Annotated in this window: 20 protein-coding genes; 9 read left to right on the top strand and 11 right to left on the bottom strand. The window is 34.8% G+C overall.

What is annotated here, in order from left to right; all coding sequences use genetic code 11:
• The first annotated feature begins 2 nt into the window (after positions 1 to 2).
• Positions 3 to 758, top strand: a complete 756-nt coding sequence (istB, locus tag U0033_RS17215; protein ID WP_322518469.1) for an IS21-like element helper ATPase IstB — start codon at positions 3 to 5, stop codon at positions 756 to 758.
• A 136-nt stretch (positions 759 to 894) separates the two neighbouring features.
• On the opposite strand, the gene U0033_RS17210 is transcribed toward istB, so the two are convergent.
• Positions 895 to 1,185, bottom strand: coding sequence for a DUF4372 domain-containing protein (locus tag U0033_RS17210; RefSeq protein WP_322518470.1), 291 nt, complete (start codon positions 1,183 to 1,185; stop codon positions 895 to 897).
• Between the two features lie 1,071 nt (positions 1,186 to 2,256).
• Between U0033_RS17210 and U0033_RS33415 the strand changes: the two genes are divergently transcribed.
• From U0033_RS33415 to U0033_RS17195, 4 genes are all read left to right on the top strand, one after another.
• Entirely contained in the window at positions 2,257 to 2,400 is a 144-nt protein-coding gene (locus U0033_RS33415; RefSeq protein WP_083571930.1) for a DUF4372 domain-containing protein, read from the top strand.
• A gap of 124 nt (positions 2,401 to 2,524) precedes the next feature.
• Entirely contained in the window at positions 2,525 to 3,361 is an 837-nt protein-coding gene (locus U0033_RS17205) for a glycosyltransferase family 2 protein (protein WP_083571931.1), read from the top strand.
• A gap of 548 nt (positions 3,362 to 3,909) precedes the next feature.
• Complete coding sequence (locus tag U0033_RS17200) at positions 3,910 to 5,457, top strand: hypothetical protein (protein WP_072366621.1); 1,548 nt, start codon at positions 3,910 to 3,912, stop codon at positions 5,455 to 5,457.
• 29 nt (positions 5,458 to 5,486) lie between these two features.
• Positions 5,487 to 6,251 (top strand): glycosyltransferase, encoded by a 765-nt coding sequence (locus U0033_RS17195; protein ID WP_072366623.1) that lies wholly within the window; start codon positions 5,487 to 5,489, stop codon positions 6,249 to 6,251.
• Positions 6,252 to 6,475: 224 nt separating this feature from the next.
• On the opposite strand, the gene U0033_RS17190 is transcribed toward U0033_RS17195, so the two are convergent.
• From U0033_RS17190 to U0033_RS17165, 6 genes are all read right to left on the bottom strand, one after another.
• Positions 6,476 to 7,579 (bottom strand): FecR family protein, encoded by a 1,104-nt coding sequence (locus U0033_RS17190; protein ID WP_072366625.1) that lies wholly within the window; start codon positions 7,577 to 7,579, stop codon positions 6,476 to 6,478.
• 40 nt (positions 7,580 to 7,619) lie between these two features.
• Positions 7,620 to 8,162 carry an RNA polymerase sigma factor gene (locus U0033_RS17185; RefSeq protein ID WP_072366627.1) on the bottom strand — a complete coding sequence of 181 codons (543 nt, stop codon included), beginning with the start codon at positions 8,160 to 8,162 and terminating at the stop codon, positions 7,620 to 7,622.
• 332 nt (positions 8,163 to 8,494) lie between these two features.
• On the bottom strand, positions 8,495 to 9,139 hold the full coding sequence (locus U0033_RS17180) for a P-loop NTPase family protein (protein WP_072366629.1): 645 nt from the start codon (positions 9,137 to 9,139) through the stop codon (positions 8,495 to 8,497).
• The gene (locus tag U0033_RS17175) at positions 9,111 to 9,755 is read right to left on the bottom strand and encodes a hypothetical protein (RefSeq protein ID WP_072366631.1); all 645 of its coding nucleotides are present in this window, start codon (positions 9,753 to 9,755) and stop codon (positions 9,111 to 9,113) included. The genes U0033_RS17180 and U0033_RS17175 overlap by 29 nt, the downstream gene beginning before the upstream one ends.
• A gap of 28 nt (positions 9,756 to 9,783) precedes the next feature.
• On the bottom strand, positions 9,784 to 10,656 hold the full coding sequence (locus U0033_RS17170) for a hypothetical protein (RefSeq protein ID WP_143151005.1): 873 nt from the start codon (positions 10,654 to 10,656) through the stop codon (positions 9,784 to 9,786).
• 18 nt (positions 10,657 to 10,674) lie between these two features.
• Positions 10,675 to 11,229, bottom strand: coding sequence for a hypothetical protein (locus U0033_RS17165; protein WP_143151006.1), 555 nt, complete (start codon positions 11,227 to 11,229; stop codon positions 10,675 to 10,677).
• A gap of 308 nt (positions 11,230 to 11,537) precedes the next feature.
• On the opposite strand from U0033_RS17165, the gene U0033_RS17160 reads away from it, so the two are divergent.
• The 3 genes from U0033_RS17160 to U0033_RS17150 all read left to right on the top strand — a co-directional run bounded on the left by U0033_RS17160 (position 11,538) and on the right by U0033_RS17150 (position 12,980).
• Positions 11,538 to 11,798, top strand: coding sequence for a hypothetical protein (locus U0033_RS17160; protein WP_143151007.1), 261 nt, complete (start codon positions 11,538 to 11,540; stop codon positions 11,796 to 11,798).
• A 15-nt stretch (positions 11,799 to 11,813) separates the two neighbouring features.
• A complete protein-coding gene (locus tag U0033_RS17155) occupies positions 11,814 to 12,134 on the top strand; it encodes a LytR/AlgR family response regulator transcription factor (protein ID WP_072366637.1) in 321 nt (106 codons plus the stop codon).
• 420 nt (positions 12,135 to 12,554) lie between these two features.
• A complete protein-coding gene (locus U0033_RS17150; RefSeq protein ID WP_143151008.1) occupies positions 12,555 to 12,980 on the top strand; it encodes a hypothetical protein in 426 nt (141 codons plus the stop codon).
• A gap of 187 nt (positions 12,981 to 13,167) precedes the next feature.
• On the opposite strand, the gene U0033_RS17145 is transcribed toward U0033_RS17150, so the two are convergent.
• Positions 13,168 to 13,989: a hypothetical protein gene (locus U0033_RS17145; protein WP_143151009.1), complete on the bottom strand. Its 822-nt coding sequence runs from the start codon at positions 13,987 to 13,989 to the stop codon at positions 13,168 to 13,170.
• A gap of 1,249 nt (positions 13,990 to 15,238) precedes the next feature.
• Between U0033_RS17145 and U0033_RS17140 the strand changes: the two genes are divergently transcribed.
• Positions 15,239 to 16,738 (top strand): hypothetical protein, encoded by a 1,500-nt coding sequence (locus U0033_RS17140; RefSeq protein WP_072366643.1) that lies wholly within the window; start codon positions 15,239 to 15,241, stop codon positions 16,736 to 16,738.
• Positions 16,739 to 16,956: 218 nt separating this feature from the next.
• Here the strand turns inward: U0033_RS17140 and U0033_RS17135 are convergent, their stop codons facing one another.
• The 3 genes from U0033_RS17135 to U0033_RS33410 all read right to left on the bottom strand — a co-directional run bounded on the left by U0033_RS17135 (position 16,957) and on the right by U0033_RS33410 (position 18,531).
• Positions 16,957 to 17,892 (bottom strand): IS3 family transposase, encoded by a 936-nt coding sequence (locus U0033_RS17135; RefSeq protein WP_322518471.1) that lies wholly within the window; start codon positions 17,890 to 17,892, stop codon positions 16,957 to 16,959.
• The gene (locus U0033_RS17130) at positions 17,876 to 18,202 is read right to left on the bottom strand and encodes a transposase (RefSeq protein WP_322518472.1); all 327 of its coding nucleotides are present in this window, start codon (positions 18,200 to 18,202) and stop codon (positions 17,876 to 17,878) included. Before U0033_RS17130 ends, U0033_RS17135 begins: the two co-directional genes overlap by 17 nt.
• Before the next feature lie 113 nt (positions 18,203 to 18,315).
• On the bottom strand, positions 18,316 to 18,531 hold the full coding sequence (locus U0033_RS33410) for an ISL3 family transposase (RefSeq protein ID WP_072366682.1): 216 nt from the start codon (positions 18,529 to 18,531) through the stop codon (positions 18,316 to 18,318).
• Positions 18,532 to 19,234: the final 703 nt, after the last annotated feature.

Raw genomic sequence — 19,234 nt, 5'->3', positions numbered from 1 at the left:
ATATGGAAACAGAAAAGCAACGAATCCGCGAATTATGTACAGCTTTTAGGCTGGGTGGTATTAGCAATGGAATAAAGGCATTAATCACTGAAGCAGAACAACAAGAGATGGGATATGTAAAGTTCCTAAGCCAAATACTGGAAACGGAAGCAACACACCGCTCTGTAAAAGACTTGAACAAACGGGAAAAGGCAGCCTGGTTACCTCAGATGTCAGACCTGAATCATTACAAAACAGGATCAGAGGATGAAATTAGTCCTGGTCGCTTAAAGCAACTTAGAGAATTGAATTGGGTAGATCAATTATTTAATATTGTTCTGATGGGGCCGAGTGGAACTGGCAAGACATTTTTAGCTGCAGGTTTGTGTCAGGATGCTGTAAAGGCTGGATATAACGCCTACTTCAGAAGAATGGATGACCTGGTAAATATGCTTAAGACGAAGGACTTTGTTAAAACCCAGCAGGTTGAATATAAACGACTATTAAAGGCTAACCTTCTCGTTATTGATGATATTATGCTCTTCCCGCTGGAGAAGAACCTGGCAATATCATTTTTCAATTTTATCAATCAGATTTATGAATCTACGTCAATAATCATCACTACAAATAAGAAGCCTTCAGACTGGAGCAAACAGCTGGATGATGAGGTCATAGCTACGGCTTTACTGGACCGGCTACTTTACCATTGTGAAGTCATAAACTTTAGTGGTGAAAGTTACAGATTGAAGAATCGTAAAACTATTTTTGAAGGTTCCTGATAACAGACTACTTTTGCCGGATTGTGTAACAATTGTTACCGATTTTGCTGTACCATTGTTACCATTCTTGCTGCAGTATTGTTATCGAATCTGCTGCATTCATATTTACCATTTTTGCTGCATTATTATTTACCATTTACAGGTTGGTATTGGCATCCGAAAGGGTACTTCTAGCAGGAGCCTTGTCAAGACCGAGATGGGCTAGTTTCCCTTCACAGGCCAGCATGCCCTCACAAATTTCCCGAAGTCCATTGCAATAGCTAAATACACCATATAGCAGGCTAACCAGGTGGATCCGCAGTGGCAAACGCTTATAATATCGGTTTGCCTGATGTTTTCGATTAGCAGATTGTATTAACCCGGTAGGTATTAATTCTAATATTTGTGACAAAACCGGGTGTCCGGGAAATTTTCTATCTTTATCCAAGTTTATGTTTTGAGTGTGGTAACCCAAAATTATAAACTATTGGGGCGTAATTGCCCCTTTTTTATTTTTATACCTTTATTTTACCCGGACAAGAGTGTTTCTAAATGTATTATTAACAATAGTATCTTCTGCAATTATTATTTCCTATCTTATTTATACGATGTCTCCCGATTCCATATCCAGATTTAGAAATGGAAATTTATATTTTACTAGTTTTTTTGTAATTAGTGGTTTGTTTCGTTATCTACAAATTGTTTTTGTAGAAGATAATTCTGGTACGCCTGTTAGAATTTTCTATAAGGATCATTCTATTCATATTTCAATTGCTTTTTGGTTGTTTTGCTTCTTTTTAGTTATTTATGCCCCTAAAATATTCGATCATATATAGTTTGATTGTTGTGAAAAATTACTTGGGAAATGAGTTGAAGCGCTGGGTAATGAAATAATCGCTATATCTATTACTTCATCACCTATTCTAGCGATGTAATATTTTAATATTGGATGCGGAGAATTAATCTGTATGTTTCCTGTGAGGAGGCAAAACTGAAACTTAAAGGTTCGCCAATTATTAGAAAAATGTATTCTTGCTTCTAATAAAAGTTAGGAGCAACATAAACTCAATGAGGAAATATTATGTGAGCAAAATGTTGGAAATCGATACACTTTGTTCAATGTTGCGGTGCTGGAAATTCACTTTTGAGTAATATGCAAGTTCCCGACCTTGCTAATTCTAAAATAGTCTATATAAAGAGACTATTTAATAGAAAACCAATTCATTAAAATCAATTGAAGAAATAATGCAGTATGAATTGGTAACTTGTCAAAACCTTTGATTGGATCACCCAAAATCATTATGTAAGTTAATTTTCTTAATAATTTCATGTTAACTCGATAATAATTGAATCACTAGCGTTTTGTTAAAATAATCAAAAGTTCATTGAAAATATTGCAGGTATTGCGTTAGCCGATTTTTTATGGTTACAATGAATTGATTTTACAATAATTACCCATTGTTGTAAGTGGATTAAATCAATAAGTTGTGACTGGATAAAATATGTGTTCAGCTAAATCATGGTATTAATATCACATAAATATATTCATGCCATTGTCAATAGGAGTTCTGGAAATTATAAAACCAGAGATTTAGACTGTTGGAGACAATTTCTATGGATGAGCTTTGGACAACTTATACTATTATTGAAGAAATTTCCTTAGATCATTTATTCCTGCATACTCAATTGTAATATTTCAACTAACAGATTGGTAATCAATTGAAAAATTTTGACTTTTAACACAATGATAGCGTAATTAAATATATGATCATTGATAAAACTAGATTATGCAATATGTTCTTTCTGATAATAATCTACTGCCTGGTGAAAAGGTACTGTATGAAAAACTTCGTTTAAGATTATCTATTATTATTCCAGTTTATAATGAAGAAAGAACAATTATTCAAATCCTGGAAAAGATTCGGCGTGTTAAGCTTATCCAGGATATAGAAAAAGAGGTAATTATTATTAATGATCAATCTAGAGATAACTCTGAGAAACTCATTTTAGATTATATCTCAACTCATCCAGATTTGCTGATAAAATATCATTCACTAACAGTCAATAGTGGAAAGGGGGCTGCTGTTCATATCGGTATTTCACAAGCGACAGGTGAGTTTATGTTGATCCAGGATGCAGACCTTGAATATGATCCATATGAGTACAATATGTTGCTTTTGCCATTAGTAGATGGCATTGCAGATGTAGTATACGGTTCCAGATTTATTGGAGGAAATCCTCATCGAATACTGTTTTTTTGGCATACAATCGGGAATAAAATTTTAACATTTATAGCTAACTTTTGTGCAAACTTGAATTTGACTGATATGTGCACAGGGTATAAAGTATTCAAAACTCATCTTGTTCAGAAATTGACATTAAAAGAAAAAAGATTTGGATTCGACCCCGAAATTACCCTAAAAGTTGCAAAAATTCGGCATGTAAAAATTTATGAAGTTGGTATATCATACTATGGCCGCACTTATAAAGAAGGAAAAACAATTAATTGGAAAGACGGAGTGAGAACAATTTACTGCATTTTAAAATACGGGATAGTAAAAAGAAGAATAAGCTTGGCCAATTTTACCATTTCAAAAAATAAAGTAGCTTCAGGATCAAGGTAATAATAGATGTTTTTAGAAATAAATGGCAGTACTAAATAAATCAAATAGTTTTAATTTCTGAATACTATAAGCATATCACTGTACTGTGAAAAATAAACTTCCTATGCTAATTCAGATATCTATACAGATAAGTTATAGAAGAATCATATTGTCTCCTACATAAGGTTGTGATCTCCAAACTTTTTATAGTGATTATAAAATATATTTAAACAGCCAGAAATGGTTTAATGCGTTAACCTTTTTGATAAATAAAATACTATTCAAAATAATAGGCGATGCATAAGTTAAGAGTACTTCTTACGATTACCGTAATTTTCTCAATAATAGGAGTATTTTATAATTATCATCGGTATCAATGCTATAAGAATTTATTTAAGAAGTTTCCTTGTAAAGAAGATATGGTTTGGCAAAGAATGAAATTGTTAAATAGTAATGGACAATAAATATTGGTTTACCAAAATAGAATAGTAATTGGGCTTTTTTGATAACAGAATTATGGCAATTATATTCTAAATCATCCTTGATGTATATTATTTAATGCATTGATTATGGAAGCTATTAACCCTAAAAATATTTCAGCGGTTTCTATTATGGGTAATTTTGATAGATTCGGTTTATCCCCGAAAGGAGAATCACAGTCTTCTTCATTTATTTTACATCTATTTGGAGGATATAGTATTTTATTTTGGGGTATCTTTTTATTTACGTTGATTCAGTTTTTTATTTTTAAATTTTTCTATCCATTTCCTGATTTTTTTTCTGATAGCTGGAGTTACATAGAAGCGGCCTATTTAAATATAAATATCAGTATTTGGCCAGTAGGGTATAGTAAATTCCTATTGCTATTCCATAAAGCCACTCACTCTGCTTATATCTTAAATTTGTTTCAATATCTGATTATTGAATTTGCCGGCTGGTACATGTATAAGACGATTACTTACTTTTATCCTACTAGTAGATTTACAAGAGTAGTTTTGATCGCTTTTTTCTTTTTTAACCCTTTGAGTTTATACCTTGCCAATTATATTTCCAGTGACGGATTATTTTCAGCCCTTAGTGTGTTATGGTTAGCGGAGCTATTATGGATAATAAATAAACCAGGTTGGAAACATATCATTGTAGCTTCCTTGACATTTGGGATAGCATTTACTTTTAGATATAATGCATTGTTTTATCCTGTTATAACAACTATAGCTGTTCTACTTTCCAGACAGGATCTAATGAAAAAAATAGTAGGTATTGTGCTTGGCCCAATTTTAATTATTCCGGTAATTATAATTGTTTCTAATGCTGCCAAAGATATAAGTGGTGTTTCGCAGTTTCCTCCTATTCTGGGCGGGTGGCAGTGGGGAAATAATGCCTTGTATATTAGAGAATATGTAAATGAGGATATTAATGCTTTTCCAACATCCGAAACAGCAGAGTTGGATCAGATAGCGAGGAATTTCTTTGAACAGGTTCCAGCTCAGTATCGGATTTTATCAACATATGTTGGGAATTATTTTATAAGACAAAGAAATTCTCCTCTTAAAATATTTATGCAGTTACATTATAAAAATATTGATGACCTCTCCTCTTGGGCGAAGGTTGCTCCGATCTTTGATAAATATGGAAAATTTATTGTTAAAAGGCATCCGTTTGAATTCTTTCGGTATTTTATTTTGATGAATACGTGGAATTATGTGCTTCCACCGATGGAAAAACTGAAATTATACAATCTTGGTCTAGGAACAACGGAACCTATCGTTGCTTATTGGTTTGATTATAAAAGTTTAAATTTAAGAGTAATTTCATCCTCACTTCAGGGGCGGATTTTATCTTATTTACCTTATCTATTTTTATTTTTAAACGTTTTTTCTTTTGCAGCCAGCATTTTATTTATATACAAAAATGGTTTAAATACTACATCAAGGAAATTTACATTTTCGATTATTTCAGTTTGGTTGTTATTAATATTAAATTTTTGTTTTAGTGTATTTGCTAATATAATCGTGATGAGATATCAAATTTTCCCTTTGACTGCTTGTCTGATTCTTGTATTGTTATTAAATGATTATTTAGGTGTATACTCAAAGCAAACCTTCCCTATGGAATAAAAGTAGCATTTTGTTAAAATTATTTGGTTATGCGTCTTTTTACTATTATCATTCCTTGTTACAATGAGGGGCAAAGATTGTCAATATGTGAGTATCAGAATTTTTTATCTTCTAATAAGGATTGTATAATATTTGTAAATGATGGTAGTACAGATAATACATTGTTAGTTTTAACTAATTTTTTAAATAAATTTCCTCAACAGGTTTTGATTTTGAATTTGCCAAATAATGTAGGCAAAGCAGAGGCTATTAGGTTAGGTGTTTTACTGGCATTAAAAGAAACATCCAATAATTTAATTGGATTTATGGATGCGGATCTTGCTACTCCTTTTAGTGAAGTTGAGATTATTAAATATGTATTTTCTCAACATAATTATAAGATGATTTTTGGTTCCAGAATTTTGAGAATTGGCGCTCATATTCATCGTTTTAATACACGGCATTATCTAGGTCGGGTTATGGCAACTTTGGTAAGTATTTATTTAGATCAGCCGATATATGATAGTCAGTGTGGCGCTAAGTTTTTTGAGCCTGAAATAGCTAATAAGATATTTATTGTTCCTTTTGTGTCTAGGTGGCTATTTGATGTAGAGATATTTAAAAGATTTCTTTTGCTAGGATATAGTTTGGAAGATACCTGCTACGAGCTACCATTACATACTTGGATTGAAAAGGGAGGATCTAAAATATCAATTTGGGATTTCATTAAGCTTCCTATCGAATTTGTTAATATATTCTTGCATTATCCTAATAAGGATAATTGTTTAGATTATAGAGTTCTTTACCAGGATTAAAGATCCATATGAGTACAAGGTATAACAGTGTTAAACTCAAATTTATGACTAGAAATTCGTCGTTTCCTATGTAATTAGGCTTAGCACTTACTCTAACACATAGAGAAGACTTGTCCGGAGGAAGGTCTATCTTATAAATAAAGTGTCGTAAATTAGAGGAATAAGTGGGTTCAAAGCTTATCTAAGAAGTATACAAGTCAAATTGGATTCTATAATGAAATTTATTATTTAATGTGAATGGTATCTTTTTTAATATAATAGTCTAACCCATTTGTAGCTTTTAACAATTCAAGCGATTCTTCTAAAGGTTTATTTCTGTTGATTACTCCGGTAAACCTTACATTCTTCCTGGCAGGATAATCCATTATTACAGTTTTACCAAACCATCGGGGTAATACTTGCGTTATTTCAGAAAGATAAGTATCATGGAAAAGATATACCCCTTTTCGCCAACTTAGCAGAGTTTCTTCATCAAATGTACATATCTCTGCTGCTTTTCCGGGAAGAACCGTCATTAGTTGACCTGGAATCAATTGAACAGAATCATTCAGCATTTCCATCCTAATGGCCCCGTTAACCAGGGCCACTTGGATTTTATTAGGGTTATAGGTGTTCACATTGAAAGACGTTCCCAGTACCTTAATACTGGCGTCCTGCAGATGAACAATAAATGGCTTGGTGTTTTTAGCTACTTCCAAATAAGCTTCCCCATTTAGATAAATTTCCCTGGTTGCATCCAGGAATGTAATAGGGAACCGCAAGGTTGTAGCTGAATTTAACCAAATTATCGTACCATCATCTAGTGTCAGCTTATAATCCTTCCCTTCAGGAATAGTGAGTGTCGCTAACCTTGCTGAAGCATAATCCGCCTTTACAGAAAGAGATTTATTATCATTCTTCAATGAAAAGCTATTCACCTTCACATCTCCCTGCTGCTCAGAAAGATCAACTGTCTCACTCCCCGGCAGGTCTAATCGAATATTTTTTACGTTGAATGGTTTTGCAATGGGCTCATTTTGGGGGTTTGGATAAAAAAAATAAACACAAAGGCTTACCACCAGCACCGCAACCAAACTGAGGGAAAATCCCCAGAATCCATTGCGTTTAGGCCTTATGGTAGCGTTAAAAATTGCATCGATTGGACGCGGCTTTTCCAGGAAGGCTTTTACATCAGGAGTATCAAGAATCGACCTTGTTTCCTCCCAAACACGGAAAGCTTCAGGGTCTTCCCGAATAGTTTTTTTGAGGTAAGCGAGGTCTTCATCACTGATAACGCCAGCCAGTTCTTCCAATACCAAGCGGTGGATCAGTTCTAAATCTGTTTTCATGATGACTTAAAATTGCTGATGCAGCCTCAAAGTAACATTTTCACATTACTTTATTTAGCTGAGAGCGAATTATTTTAAGCGCCCGGCTTACCTGGTTCTTTACAACCTGAGGTTGGATGTTCATTTCAGCAGCAACTTCTTTGTGCGATTTGTCCTCTATGTACAGCAGTTCGAATGCCCTACGTGTAGCAGGGGCGGACACTGCGGACACCGCCGTCTTGATCTGACGTAAGATTTCTTTGTTTTCTAATAAGGTATTGGTAGCTACATCCCTGGATACATATAGGGTGTGCTGGATGAATTTTCTGGCTACCTCACTCTTGCGACATTTGTAAGCATACTGCAAATGCACCGCTTTGTACAGATAATGTTTCAGTGGAATACTGGTACTCAGCTCGGTCCTTCTGTTCCAGAGCGAGGTAAAGATCTCCTGCACCATATCTTCGGCCTCAGGATAAGATCTTATCTTGTAGTAAGCCTCCATTAATAGCAGTGGTTGGTAGTGGTTGTAAACCTCGGCAAAGGTTGCCTGATTGCCCTGGCGAATTTCCTCGAGCAGTTCCTCATCTTTTTTGTGTAACATAGATATACCCCCTATAGGTTACATGACATGACAATTGTTGATACCAGTTCAAATCTATTGATAATAAAATGGGGAGTAGTTAACGCGAGGTTAATGATTGAAGATTTTGGATGAGTGGTAAAAGTAAGGGAACGTAAATAAAGTCAGGGATATTGACTTATTTACATTCCCTTCGTGTTTACACTTTTAAATAGGCAGCGTCCTAAAAAAGACCTGCTACCGTGTTCATTCAAATACCTAAATAAAGAATATAGATATTTGTTAACCTACATGAAATTAAATAATTATTCAATGTGAAATTTAATTTATGTGATGTTTTTTTGTTGTCAGGTTTAGCTACATAATACCAATCCTCTCTTATCCCTGGCTTCCTTATTAAATGTAATTCTGTTAAACATCTCCCTCATTCTACTCCTTACATCTGTACCATACTTCTTCTCTATCGCCCCTGTTGTCAATCTTGATGTCACATGTGTAAGTGTTCCAAACTGTGTAAACAAGTCATACCTCCTTAACAGAATCTTCTTCATCACCTGACAGCTACTACCGTAATGATGCGCTGTATGCTCTGCTCCCAGGTCATCAAAACACCAGATACGATGATTGTATTTATCATTGTTCTCTGTTCCGATATAGTTATACAGCATCGAAGGCCCTTTTAAAGTGTATTCCTCGCTAATACGATCACAATGCTTTACCTCGTAATTCATAGGATCGGGAATTATGCACCTTAGTAACTGCATGATCTGCGTTTTACCTGTTCCTACCGGTCCTCCCAGGTATATTCCTTTGCGTAGATCAATTTCAAATTGCTTCGTTACTTCTTCATCACGCAATATCCAGGCAACGATAGGTATGATCACTTCCAAATCCTCCGGATAGATTCTGAAATGCGGACCAAAGAGTTGTCTACCCTTTTCCGCCAACATAGGTAGTATTTGCTTATAGTTAAAAAGACTCGTCGTAATTTTGATCATTGTTGTTGGGATTTTTAGGATTAGGAAAATTTGCATTTAACACCCACTTATGAGCTAATGCTATCCAGTTTACAATTGGCGTATTACCTAATTTCCAACCGAGCGCCTGGTATTGATACCAGAATCGTAAGGCTAATCCGGTTTCATACTCATGCACCATGAAAAGTTTGATTACATCATCCATGCTGGGACCGTTTGACACACTATCTGAACAATTTGCATTATTAGTTTGTGAAAATGGTCCTTCTGGTGAGACAGTTAGCTTCCCATTATTTTGTTTTCGCGGGCCCTCTCCAGGGCCGTTTACTGTACCATAATCCTGCATGTTCACTAACGGTTGCATTTCGATTTCAGCAGGTGTAAATGGAGATGTTCCAACGTTATATTTCAACAGTTTCGCTGTTTCAAAGTCTTTGAGACAACGGTAGTAAGTGGCCTTTGAACCGATTTTAGCAGCTTTCATCGCATCGTTTCTTTTTACACTAAATGCCTTTCGAAAACCTGTTTTATTCCAGATGTGAAATAGTGACATGTATAGGGCATAGTGATGTACCCCTATCCATTTTGCTTCTGCCGCCATTTTCAGGAAGGCATTCAAATGAATAATGTAATTCATAATTATTCTATTTTGGTTTTAAATTGTATCAGCTCCGAAGGGCCTTTAATTCCCTTTTTACCCATCTGCTTAACATTGTCGTAATGGGTGGATTGCCTGGATCTAGAATGCAATCTGCTCTTATGAGAGCGCTCTCAAATTCCTGTTGTAAATCTTCCAGGGCAGCAACTTTTTCAACATCTGTCATCGTGTACTCCATGTCTTCCCTTATGTTATTGGTAATGTTGTTTAATAAACCAATATCATTGAAGTTTAAATAGATGAGAAAAGAGTAAAGCGCCTTCGTATTAAATGTATGTCCTGGTTTCTGTATGTTATGCAGGAGCTGATCAATGAAATTAAATCCGTAAGCGATCTCTTTATAAGAGAACCTGACATTGACATCCCAGATGCGTTCCAGGTAGCTATTAATGAGTTGCCATACTGTATTATACTTTTCTTTCCTTTTATTAAACCATTTTGATACTAAGGCCCAATTGTGATGGTGTCTGGATTTTTCCAATACAAGGTATAATGAAGGTGGAATACAGCTATCATCAAAGAAGGCTGGATACGCTAATTCCATTTCCTTTATTAAGCGGAAACATTCAAAGCAGATATTATATTTTTGATCGGATACATTATCAGCCTCGTTAGGCTGTTCATTCAAATCCATATTCTCAATCCATGAGTATGGAATTTCGTCAAACAATAGTCTTATCTGTTCCTGCCAGGTACGCATGTAGCGTTTAAGAATACTGTTGTCTTTGTCCGATAACATAAAATTTGTCATGGCATCGTGCATTTGTAAAATAGCGGCCATAGCTTCATTATACAATTCTCCACTGTATTCTTCAGGATTGTCAAGGTATTTCAGTAATGAAATGCGTAAATACATAAGTGGGTGAAAAGTTGTTGTCATACTGTGAAATTTTAGTTTTTAAAATGATGTTTCTTCATTAAGATTCATTGCGGGCATCTTATCTCCTTTTTTGCTGGAGACGAATGTAAAACTGCTTTCTACTCTCAGAATTTGAGCTGCCTGGCAGAGTGGTACCACATCGCCATTGCTTGTAGGAAGATCGATATAGCTGATGCCCAATACGAGCATCATAGCATGTCCATCTCCCGGCGATAACTGTAGATTCAATGAAAATGATGGCACCTGGTCTTCAATCAATGAGATGAGTGGAGACGAATCAGATTCAATTGTAGCATTGTAATAATTAAAGTTTAGAGATGCACCCACTGCGATTATTTTGCAATGCGTAGCATTATCGGGGATGATGAGTTGTTTCGAAGGAATGAATGATGGGAAATATATACGCATAGATCCACTATTCACATCTATACAACTTGTGTATTGCGCTTGTAGTATTTCTGATAATGGTATATCATCATTCAACTCAAATCCTTCTAATAATTTCAGATCACCATTGCACACATTTCGTTCACCAGGCGCATTGAATTTGTCTGCTTTAATTACTTTTTGCAATAGGAACTTTGCAATGCGTCTGAATCTACTGCGATCATTTTGCAGGATGATCGGACCGGCGCAAGTTATTGTCCGTATTAGCTTTGCGGTTCTTGCTGCATGGATGAGTTCTGAGTTTATTTTTCTCTTTTTTTGAAAAAAAATAGTTCTCCTTTTACGCCTGCTAAGCAAACGTTTACGATAAAATTGCATGTTCATTTGAATTTTTTTTTGATTTGAAATGTTCGTGATAAGAACGAATATTTATATATTTGCTCTGCCACGTAAAACACAAACAACATAAATTTAAATTCCAAAACACAAACAACGTGGTTTTTGACCCAAAAGGCAAATTTGGCAAGAATGGCAAATTTGACCGACTTAAAAATGAAACGATTTCTGTAAAAGAAATCGCAATTATTGCAGATTTTTCTCGCAGGCATGCGAACAGAATTAAAAATAAAGTATGTGATAAATTAGGCAAACCGCCTGAGTACTTGTTAACCTTCGGTGAATTCCTTAGCAAATTCCATCGAATTAACCCCGACATACTTATCGATCGCTTCTGGAACTTGCGCTTCGGGAAATAAACCCAATTTTAAACTATGAATAACATTTTGTTCATTCACAAAAATGAAGGGCTATTCACGCGTGTTGATAGCCGAGTCGTCATACTGGTCGAGGCCAGTGGCGGATGGTCTAAGATCATCACACAGGAGGGTGTACACCTGGTAAGCAGTACACTCAGTCAGCTGGAGGAGCAATTACCCGTGGCGCTCTTTTGCCGGGTACATCGCACTTACATAGTAGCATTAGAGCATATCAGTAGTTTTACTGCTGATTCAATTAGAATTCTTGACAGGGACATTCCCCTGTCAAGATCTTTTGCTGAAAAATTTCTTAGCAAATTGAATATTATCATGTAATGTTTTCTGCACTCAACCTCCACTTATCGCTTCCCCAACCATCACTTATCGCTTCACCAAGGAATTTTTAATTTTCGCGTTTGTTACCTTACTAATATTGCAGCCATGAAGGCAGTTATACAGGCCGTGCCCGGAATGGGAGAGAGGCACCTTTCATTTCACTGGATGACTGTTATTCGAACAAGCGACGAACTAGTGTCGAACAAGCGTCGAAGAAAGAGCAACGTTCGAGCAACATTCGAAGCGTATTGATTAATTTTAAAACGATTTTTTATGGCTAAATCAGATAATTTAATTTTAAAGGATTCAAGTGGATCGCTAGGGAAAATGTTGACGATTACTAGGAAGAGATCCGGAACGATTCTGTTAGGGAAACATCGAGGTGGGAGTACTACTCCGCCGACGGAGAAACAGCAAGAAGTGCAGAATCGGTTTAAGAATGCGATTGTGTATGGGAAGGCGGTGATGAATGATCCGGAGTTGAAAGCGGAGTATGAAAAGGCGGCGAAGAAGGATCAATCGGCGTATAATGTGGCGGTGAGAGATGCTTTTAAAGCACCAGAGATCCAGGGGATTAATACTGGGTTGTATACGGGTGAGATTGGAAGTAAGATCACGGTTAGAGCGTTTGATGATTTCAAGGTGGCTGGTGTGAGGGTGAAGATTACGAATGCTGGTGGTGTGGTGCTTGAGCAGGGGGATGCGTTGCAGCAGAGTAATGGGCTGGATTGGTTGTATACGGCGAGTGTGCTGAATGATGGAGTGCAGGGAAGTAGGGTTGTGGCGAGTGCTGTGGATTTGCCGGGGAATGAGACGGTTATGGAGGTTGTGATTCCTGTGGGTTAATTAGGTATAAATTAGAGGAACTTCGTGTTTACGGAGTTCCTCTATTTATTAAAAGAAAAAGAAGATCGAGCTTATAAAAGCAATAACCAGGTTACGAGATCTGGCGACATATGTTACATAATTAATTATCAATAATAAATGAAACTTTACGTTCTGGTTCGCCACACTAATGACTCAATGACGAAGGCTACTCTTTGTCCGATTTATATATTAGAGAAGTTATTATTACTAGAGTTGTAAATTCTAATATAATGCTGTAAAACTGAAAACGAATGACAGAAGTGGTTGTGATAATTGTGAATAAGAAGTTGAAAATGCAAGTGAAGGTTAATACTAGTAGAGAATAATTAGTGACATTCTGTTTTATTCCTTTTTTTAAGATTCTAAAAAAGGTGAAAATTAAATAAGCAATGAATACAAGATTAATTATTGAAAAAATAATTGTGAATGGAGATAATATTTTTTCTCTTAAAAATAGATAACGGGAAGGGGTATAATTGAAATCAATCTTGAACCATTTTTTGGTTAATTTTCCTATATCATGATCCATTGAATCATAAATTTGGAAATTACGTCCATAAACTTCTGGAAACGGAGTAATATATGCTACAATATTCGGAATAATAACAAATTTTACAAATGATATTGGATGTTTGAAAATAAGATAATTTCCATATTGTAGTAAAAAGGCGCTAAATTGTATTTTGTCATTAAAGTTTAGTAAATCTTCTTTTTCCCCATTTTTTAGAACTATATATTTTGTTAAGGGTGATTCGTTTGAATTCATATAAAAGCAACCAAGGCTTGGTTCACTTTCTATATGATAAAGATCTATATCAGTGTGTTGTTTTTTGAAATAACCTTTTGTAATCAGATGCAACTCTTTTAATTTTTTAGGTACAAATGATGTGTCATTTTCTGCAATATGAGAATACATGTAAAGAGCATTATTGGCTTGTTTCCAACCTGCGGCAGATGAAAAAATTCGAACACCTCCTAATTCCTCCATTTTTATCCTGGTAAACTGAATGAAAATTAGTAAGGGAATATAGGTTATAACTATCCCTATAAATTTCTTCCAGGCTGAAAAAGTACTTAAAAAATAGACGAGTAAGGTTAATAATGGGTAGTAAATTGCATTATACCGAATAACAAATGCAATCAATAATAGGAGAGCCTGACTTATCAGCATAAATGGTTTAGGATATACAATTATCCATAGAAGTTGAGTAATCCAAAGTAAACTGAAATCCATAAATAGGATATCAGACATTATGTGGTTATTTGCAAAAATAAATATTGGATTTATTATTGTGAAAGTAAAAAGAATGTAGGATGATAGGTTTCCTAAAATAAATATTGTTCGTATTGATATGAAAAATAAGAAAAGGGAAATCTGACTGATAACAAATTGAATAGTTACCAATAGATAAGTAGAATGGGACAATGAAATTATTAATCTTATGAATTTAGGGTAGCCAATGGGCCAATAACCTGCATAATAATTGTTGTTGGCCGATAAAATGTAAAAATAGCTGTCAGCTGTTATAAATGGCTTTGGATAAATATGCCTGAATAAAATCCATATCGCTAGCGAAAGTAATACTGTAATTATTGCATAGGATCTATTTTTGAGGGAAAAAAGTAATTGTTGCAAAGTATTCTCTTTATCCCATTTAAGTTCTGTAATCATTTGTCGTAATTGAGAATAATTAAATTACTTGATGTTTTGAATTGGAAATTTGGAGACAAAGTAATTTTTTAAGTACGAGTATAATCTCAATTCCGTAGTTTATCTTATTAGCATGTATATTCAAGTTGTATAAAGGAGTTGAAGTATATATTTCGTTTAATGATTACGAACCAATTTTTAGAATAGCTACAACTAATATTGATCGCATTTTTTTTATAATAATACTAGTTTATGAAGTTTTATCGCTGATGTTTGAACGTATTCTGGATAAAGAATAGCGGTAGCTTTCATTTATTTTAATATTATTAAATATTTATGGTATGTGACAATATAATTGTATTGCAGAATGGAAGCAGTGTAGTTTATTATATTGTATGAGTAAGGCTCAATTAATTAGGCAATGTTAATATTTTTTGGAAAACCTGTAATAAAGACACTAAATAATTAATAGCACTTAATTTAAGAACAAAGGTGTTGGAATCAGGTTATTATAGATAGTCTGATATTTAGGTTAGCCCTGTTCTTGTCCGAATTAAGGGTCTGAAATTTTAAAATTTATCTAACTATGAGATTTATTCAGGACGGCTACATGCTAAGTAATCCAACTTCATTAAGTCATTTTGTATTTCACAGGCGAGAAAACAGGGTTTATCTATTTACAGCAGCTATAATTATTATTATTCAATTTATAATCTATAAGTACATTTATCCTTTTCCAAATTTCTTAGGCGGAGATTCGTGGATTTATATTAAGGATGCGCAAGAGAATGCAAAAGAAGCGATACATCCTATTGGCTATTCAATGTTTCTGAGAATATTTAGCGCGTTTACAAATTCTGATCTTATTCTTGTAGCGTTTCAGTATTTTTTCCTACAAGCGGCGGCTTTATCATTAAACTTCACATTATATTATTTTTTTCTACCTGAAAAAAAAATAAGAAAATACTTAATATTGGCTATTTTGTTAAACCCATTATTTCCTCTTATTTCAAATACTATATCAAGTGATAATCTTTGTTTATCATTAGGTATTATTTGGTTTACATTGTTGCTTTGGATTATTTATCAACCTACACCGAAAGTAGTTTTTTGGCATACAATAGTATTATTTCTTGCATTTACAATTAGATTTAATACAATATTCTATCCGGTTGTAAGTTGTTTTGCTTTATTCATTTCTAATGCTAATTTGAAATTAAAGCTCACGGGATTGGTCCTTATTATTGTATTTATTGGCGGCTTTATAATTTATAATGAACAAAAATATTACCAGTTATGTGGTACACGTCAATTTGCACCATTTTCAGGTTGGCAAATGGCTAATAATGCACTTTACTCTTATCGGTATGTTCCAGAATCTAAGCATAAAAAAGTACCCGAAAAATTTGAAAAATTGGATAGTTTAGTCAGGTGCTATTTTATTAATGCATCAAAAGACTCCACAAATCATATGGAAAAACAGAAAGCATTTGATCGCTATATGTGGGATGAGAAATCTCCATTGTGGATTTATTTTTGGCAAACATTTGCAGGAAAAGAGCAGTCGAGGGATCTTAAACATTGGGCAACTGCTGCTCCATTTTATAAAGAATATGCAGTATGGATTATTATTCAGTATCCTGTAGAGTTTTTTAAAAATGTAATTATTCCCCACATTCATTCATGGTTTGTTCCCCCTATGTATTCTCTCTCGATGTATAATGGGGGGTATGATAATATAATATCACACTATATCGTTGATTGGTTTAATTATAAAAGTATTCTTATCAAAACAAGGTTAGTTGATATTAATGTTTTAGATGGAATTTATGGATTGTATCCTTTGTGGGCTATGCTAATTAATTTTATTTCTTGGCTGGTTATAGTGTTATTTTTTATTGGAAAGAGACGGCAAAATAATTACCTGAAAAAATTTGTTTTCCTTTTTATCTTTTTTTGGGTAATTAATTTTAGCTTTAATGTATTTGCGTCACAAATAGAATTGAGATATTTGTTATTCCCTATGCATATAATGACGGTTTTTTCTATATTAATGCTAGATGATTTGTTAGCAAAATCTAACTAATAAATAGCCAGGGCTCTTTTGAGGAATGGAGGAAATACTTATTTAGTAGTAACAGTCAATCTGGTTTTTAATGGAAAATTATTAATCTTACGTCCTGAAAAATCATTAGTCTGTGTGAAGTTCCACTCCGTTGAATAGAAAAACGCCTTGATGCGAACGAAAAATTAGTGGATAATTCAGTGAAAGTAAACCATGACTTCTTATATACTCCCCATTTATTAGACAGCAATAGGTGAATTATTAATTAAAGAATCAAATCTATTACTACTATTATAACCTTTTTCTTTTTTTGGTTCTTTTTTTCTTTTTGTTGATATCTGTGGATATGTGGATAACTTATCAGCTGCTCCATAAACCTCAGCAGGAGTCTTATATTCCAGGCCTTGATGTTTTCGTTCCCAGTTGTAGAATTCCACATACCTGTGAATTCCCTTGTATAAATCCAGCGTACTATCATAAGCATTGAGATAGATATTCTCATACTTGATGCTACGCCAAAATCGCTCGATTGTGATATTGTCTGTGGCTCGTCCTACTCCATCCATGCTTAGGCGAATTTCAGCACTTAATACAGCTGTTGTAAAGTCTTCACTTGTAAACTGGCTGCCCTGATCCGTATTTAAGATCTCTGGTGCTCCATAAATAGAAATGGCCTTTTCAAGCGCTTCCAGACAAAATTCCACTGTCATGGTATTGCTGAGTGTCCAGGATAACAGATAGCGGCTATTCCAGTCTATAATCGCACACAGGTACATAAAACCCTTCGGCATTGGAATATAAGTTATATCCATACTCCAAACCATATTATTCCGGTCTATTTTCAGGTTCCGAAGCAGGTATGGATATGTTTTGTGCCACTTACATGCCTCACTTGTATTAGGGGCGGGATATATGGCCGAAATATCCATTTTCCGCATCAATCGCCTTATCCGCTTCACATTAACATGTAGCTCTGGTGTACTCAGATGTTTTGCCATGCGCTCTGCCCCAAAATAGGGATGTTCCAAATGCATACGGTCTATCTGCTCCATCAGCTCCAGGTTTAATTTGCTTTCTCCTTTGGGCTCATGGTAATGGCTGCTACGAGATACTTCCAGCAATTGACACTGACGTACAATACTGAGCTCACTGTCCTCCTTATTTACTAAAGCCATCTTTCCAGTTTTTCCCAAATGCCTGCTCAGATTTTTTTTTCAACCAGTCGACCTCTACCTTGAGTTGACCGATTTGCTTATATAGTTCGTCTTTTTCTTCCTGATGATCTGAGGCATCGCTACCTGCCTTCTTTCCCTGGTCAAACACATCCTCTGACCCTGAAAGCAGTTGCTTCTTCAACTCAGTTATCTGAGTAGGATGTATATCATACTTCTCGGCCAGCTCTGCTAAGGTCAGCTGTTCCTTTAAGGCTTCGATAGCTACTTTCGCTTTAAACGCTGCATTGAACTTTCTTCTTCCCTTGTTCATATTGTAAATTTAAGATGTTTTTCCACTTAAACTTACTGTCCGTTTTTAGGGGAGTATTATATTCATTGCAAAGGTTCTTCATCAATTTTGGTGATACAATTAACTTAAGAAATTTAATCCAGTTGGATAACTAGCCTCCGTTTCAGAAGTTCCAAACTACATCTTCCGTAGATTTGACGTTTTATTGTTTTCAGTTTATTGATTTGACCCTCAACCGGCCCGTTACTCCATTTCAATAGGATGGCATTATGTACAGCTGTAAAGTCAGATAATATACCTTTCGCAAAAGATTTAATTTCGGACGTGGTGCATTTAAGTGCTTTTTCCATCCAGTTCTTAAGTCGTTGGGTTAGTTTACCTCTCTTTGTTTAAAACTAACATACTCCTTAATTGTCGTGGTAAAATGCCTGCCTGCCTGATATCGGGTATTGCTGAATACAAATCATTAACCACTTCATTCTCAACCGGACTCAGTTTTGATGGAGATTTAGATAATGGTAAGGCAGCTTTGGTCGGAAAGTATAATGAGCGATTAAGTGGACGTAGGCTTGTTCGTTCTCTCAAATTGAACTTCTCCTTTATGAATTTTATATGCTGTGGCTTGTCCTCCACAATACCCAATTCTTCTTTATTCTGCAATCAAAAATTTTGTGGTAATACTCTCGTTGGCCTGGATAATCTCAAGGATTTGGTTCGTAAATTCTGAAAAATCAAATTTCTTAGGTAGTAATTTTTTAGGAGGCTCTTCCAGCCGCAAATATTTGGGGACAGTTTCTCTATTAAGCTTAATCCAAATAGCAATTTTACAAAGTGATTCGCCATTTAGATGCCTCCTTTATATCCCAAGGATTTCTTATCAGGGCGGGTAGGTGTTGGTACCGCTATAATATTGATATCGCAATATCCAATTGTACTGCTCTTATCTAAAACCTTCTTATAAATCTTATAATTACGTTCAAGTATCTTTTTAAAGGCTTCACTGAGATTTTGTAATAAATTGAACCTGTCAGCTACTTGTGTGGCTTCTGGACA

This window comes from Chitinophaga sancti, from assembly GCF_034424315.1.
Taxonomy (GTDB): domain Bacteria; phylum Bacteroidota; class Bacteroidia; order Chitinophagales; family Chitinophagaceae; genus Chitinophaga; species Chitinophaga sancti.
This window is presented reverse-complemented; position numbering and strand designations above follow the sequence as displayed.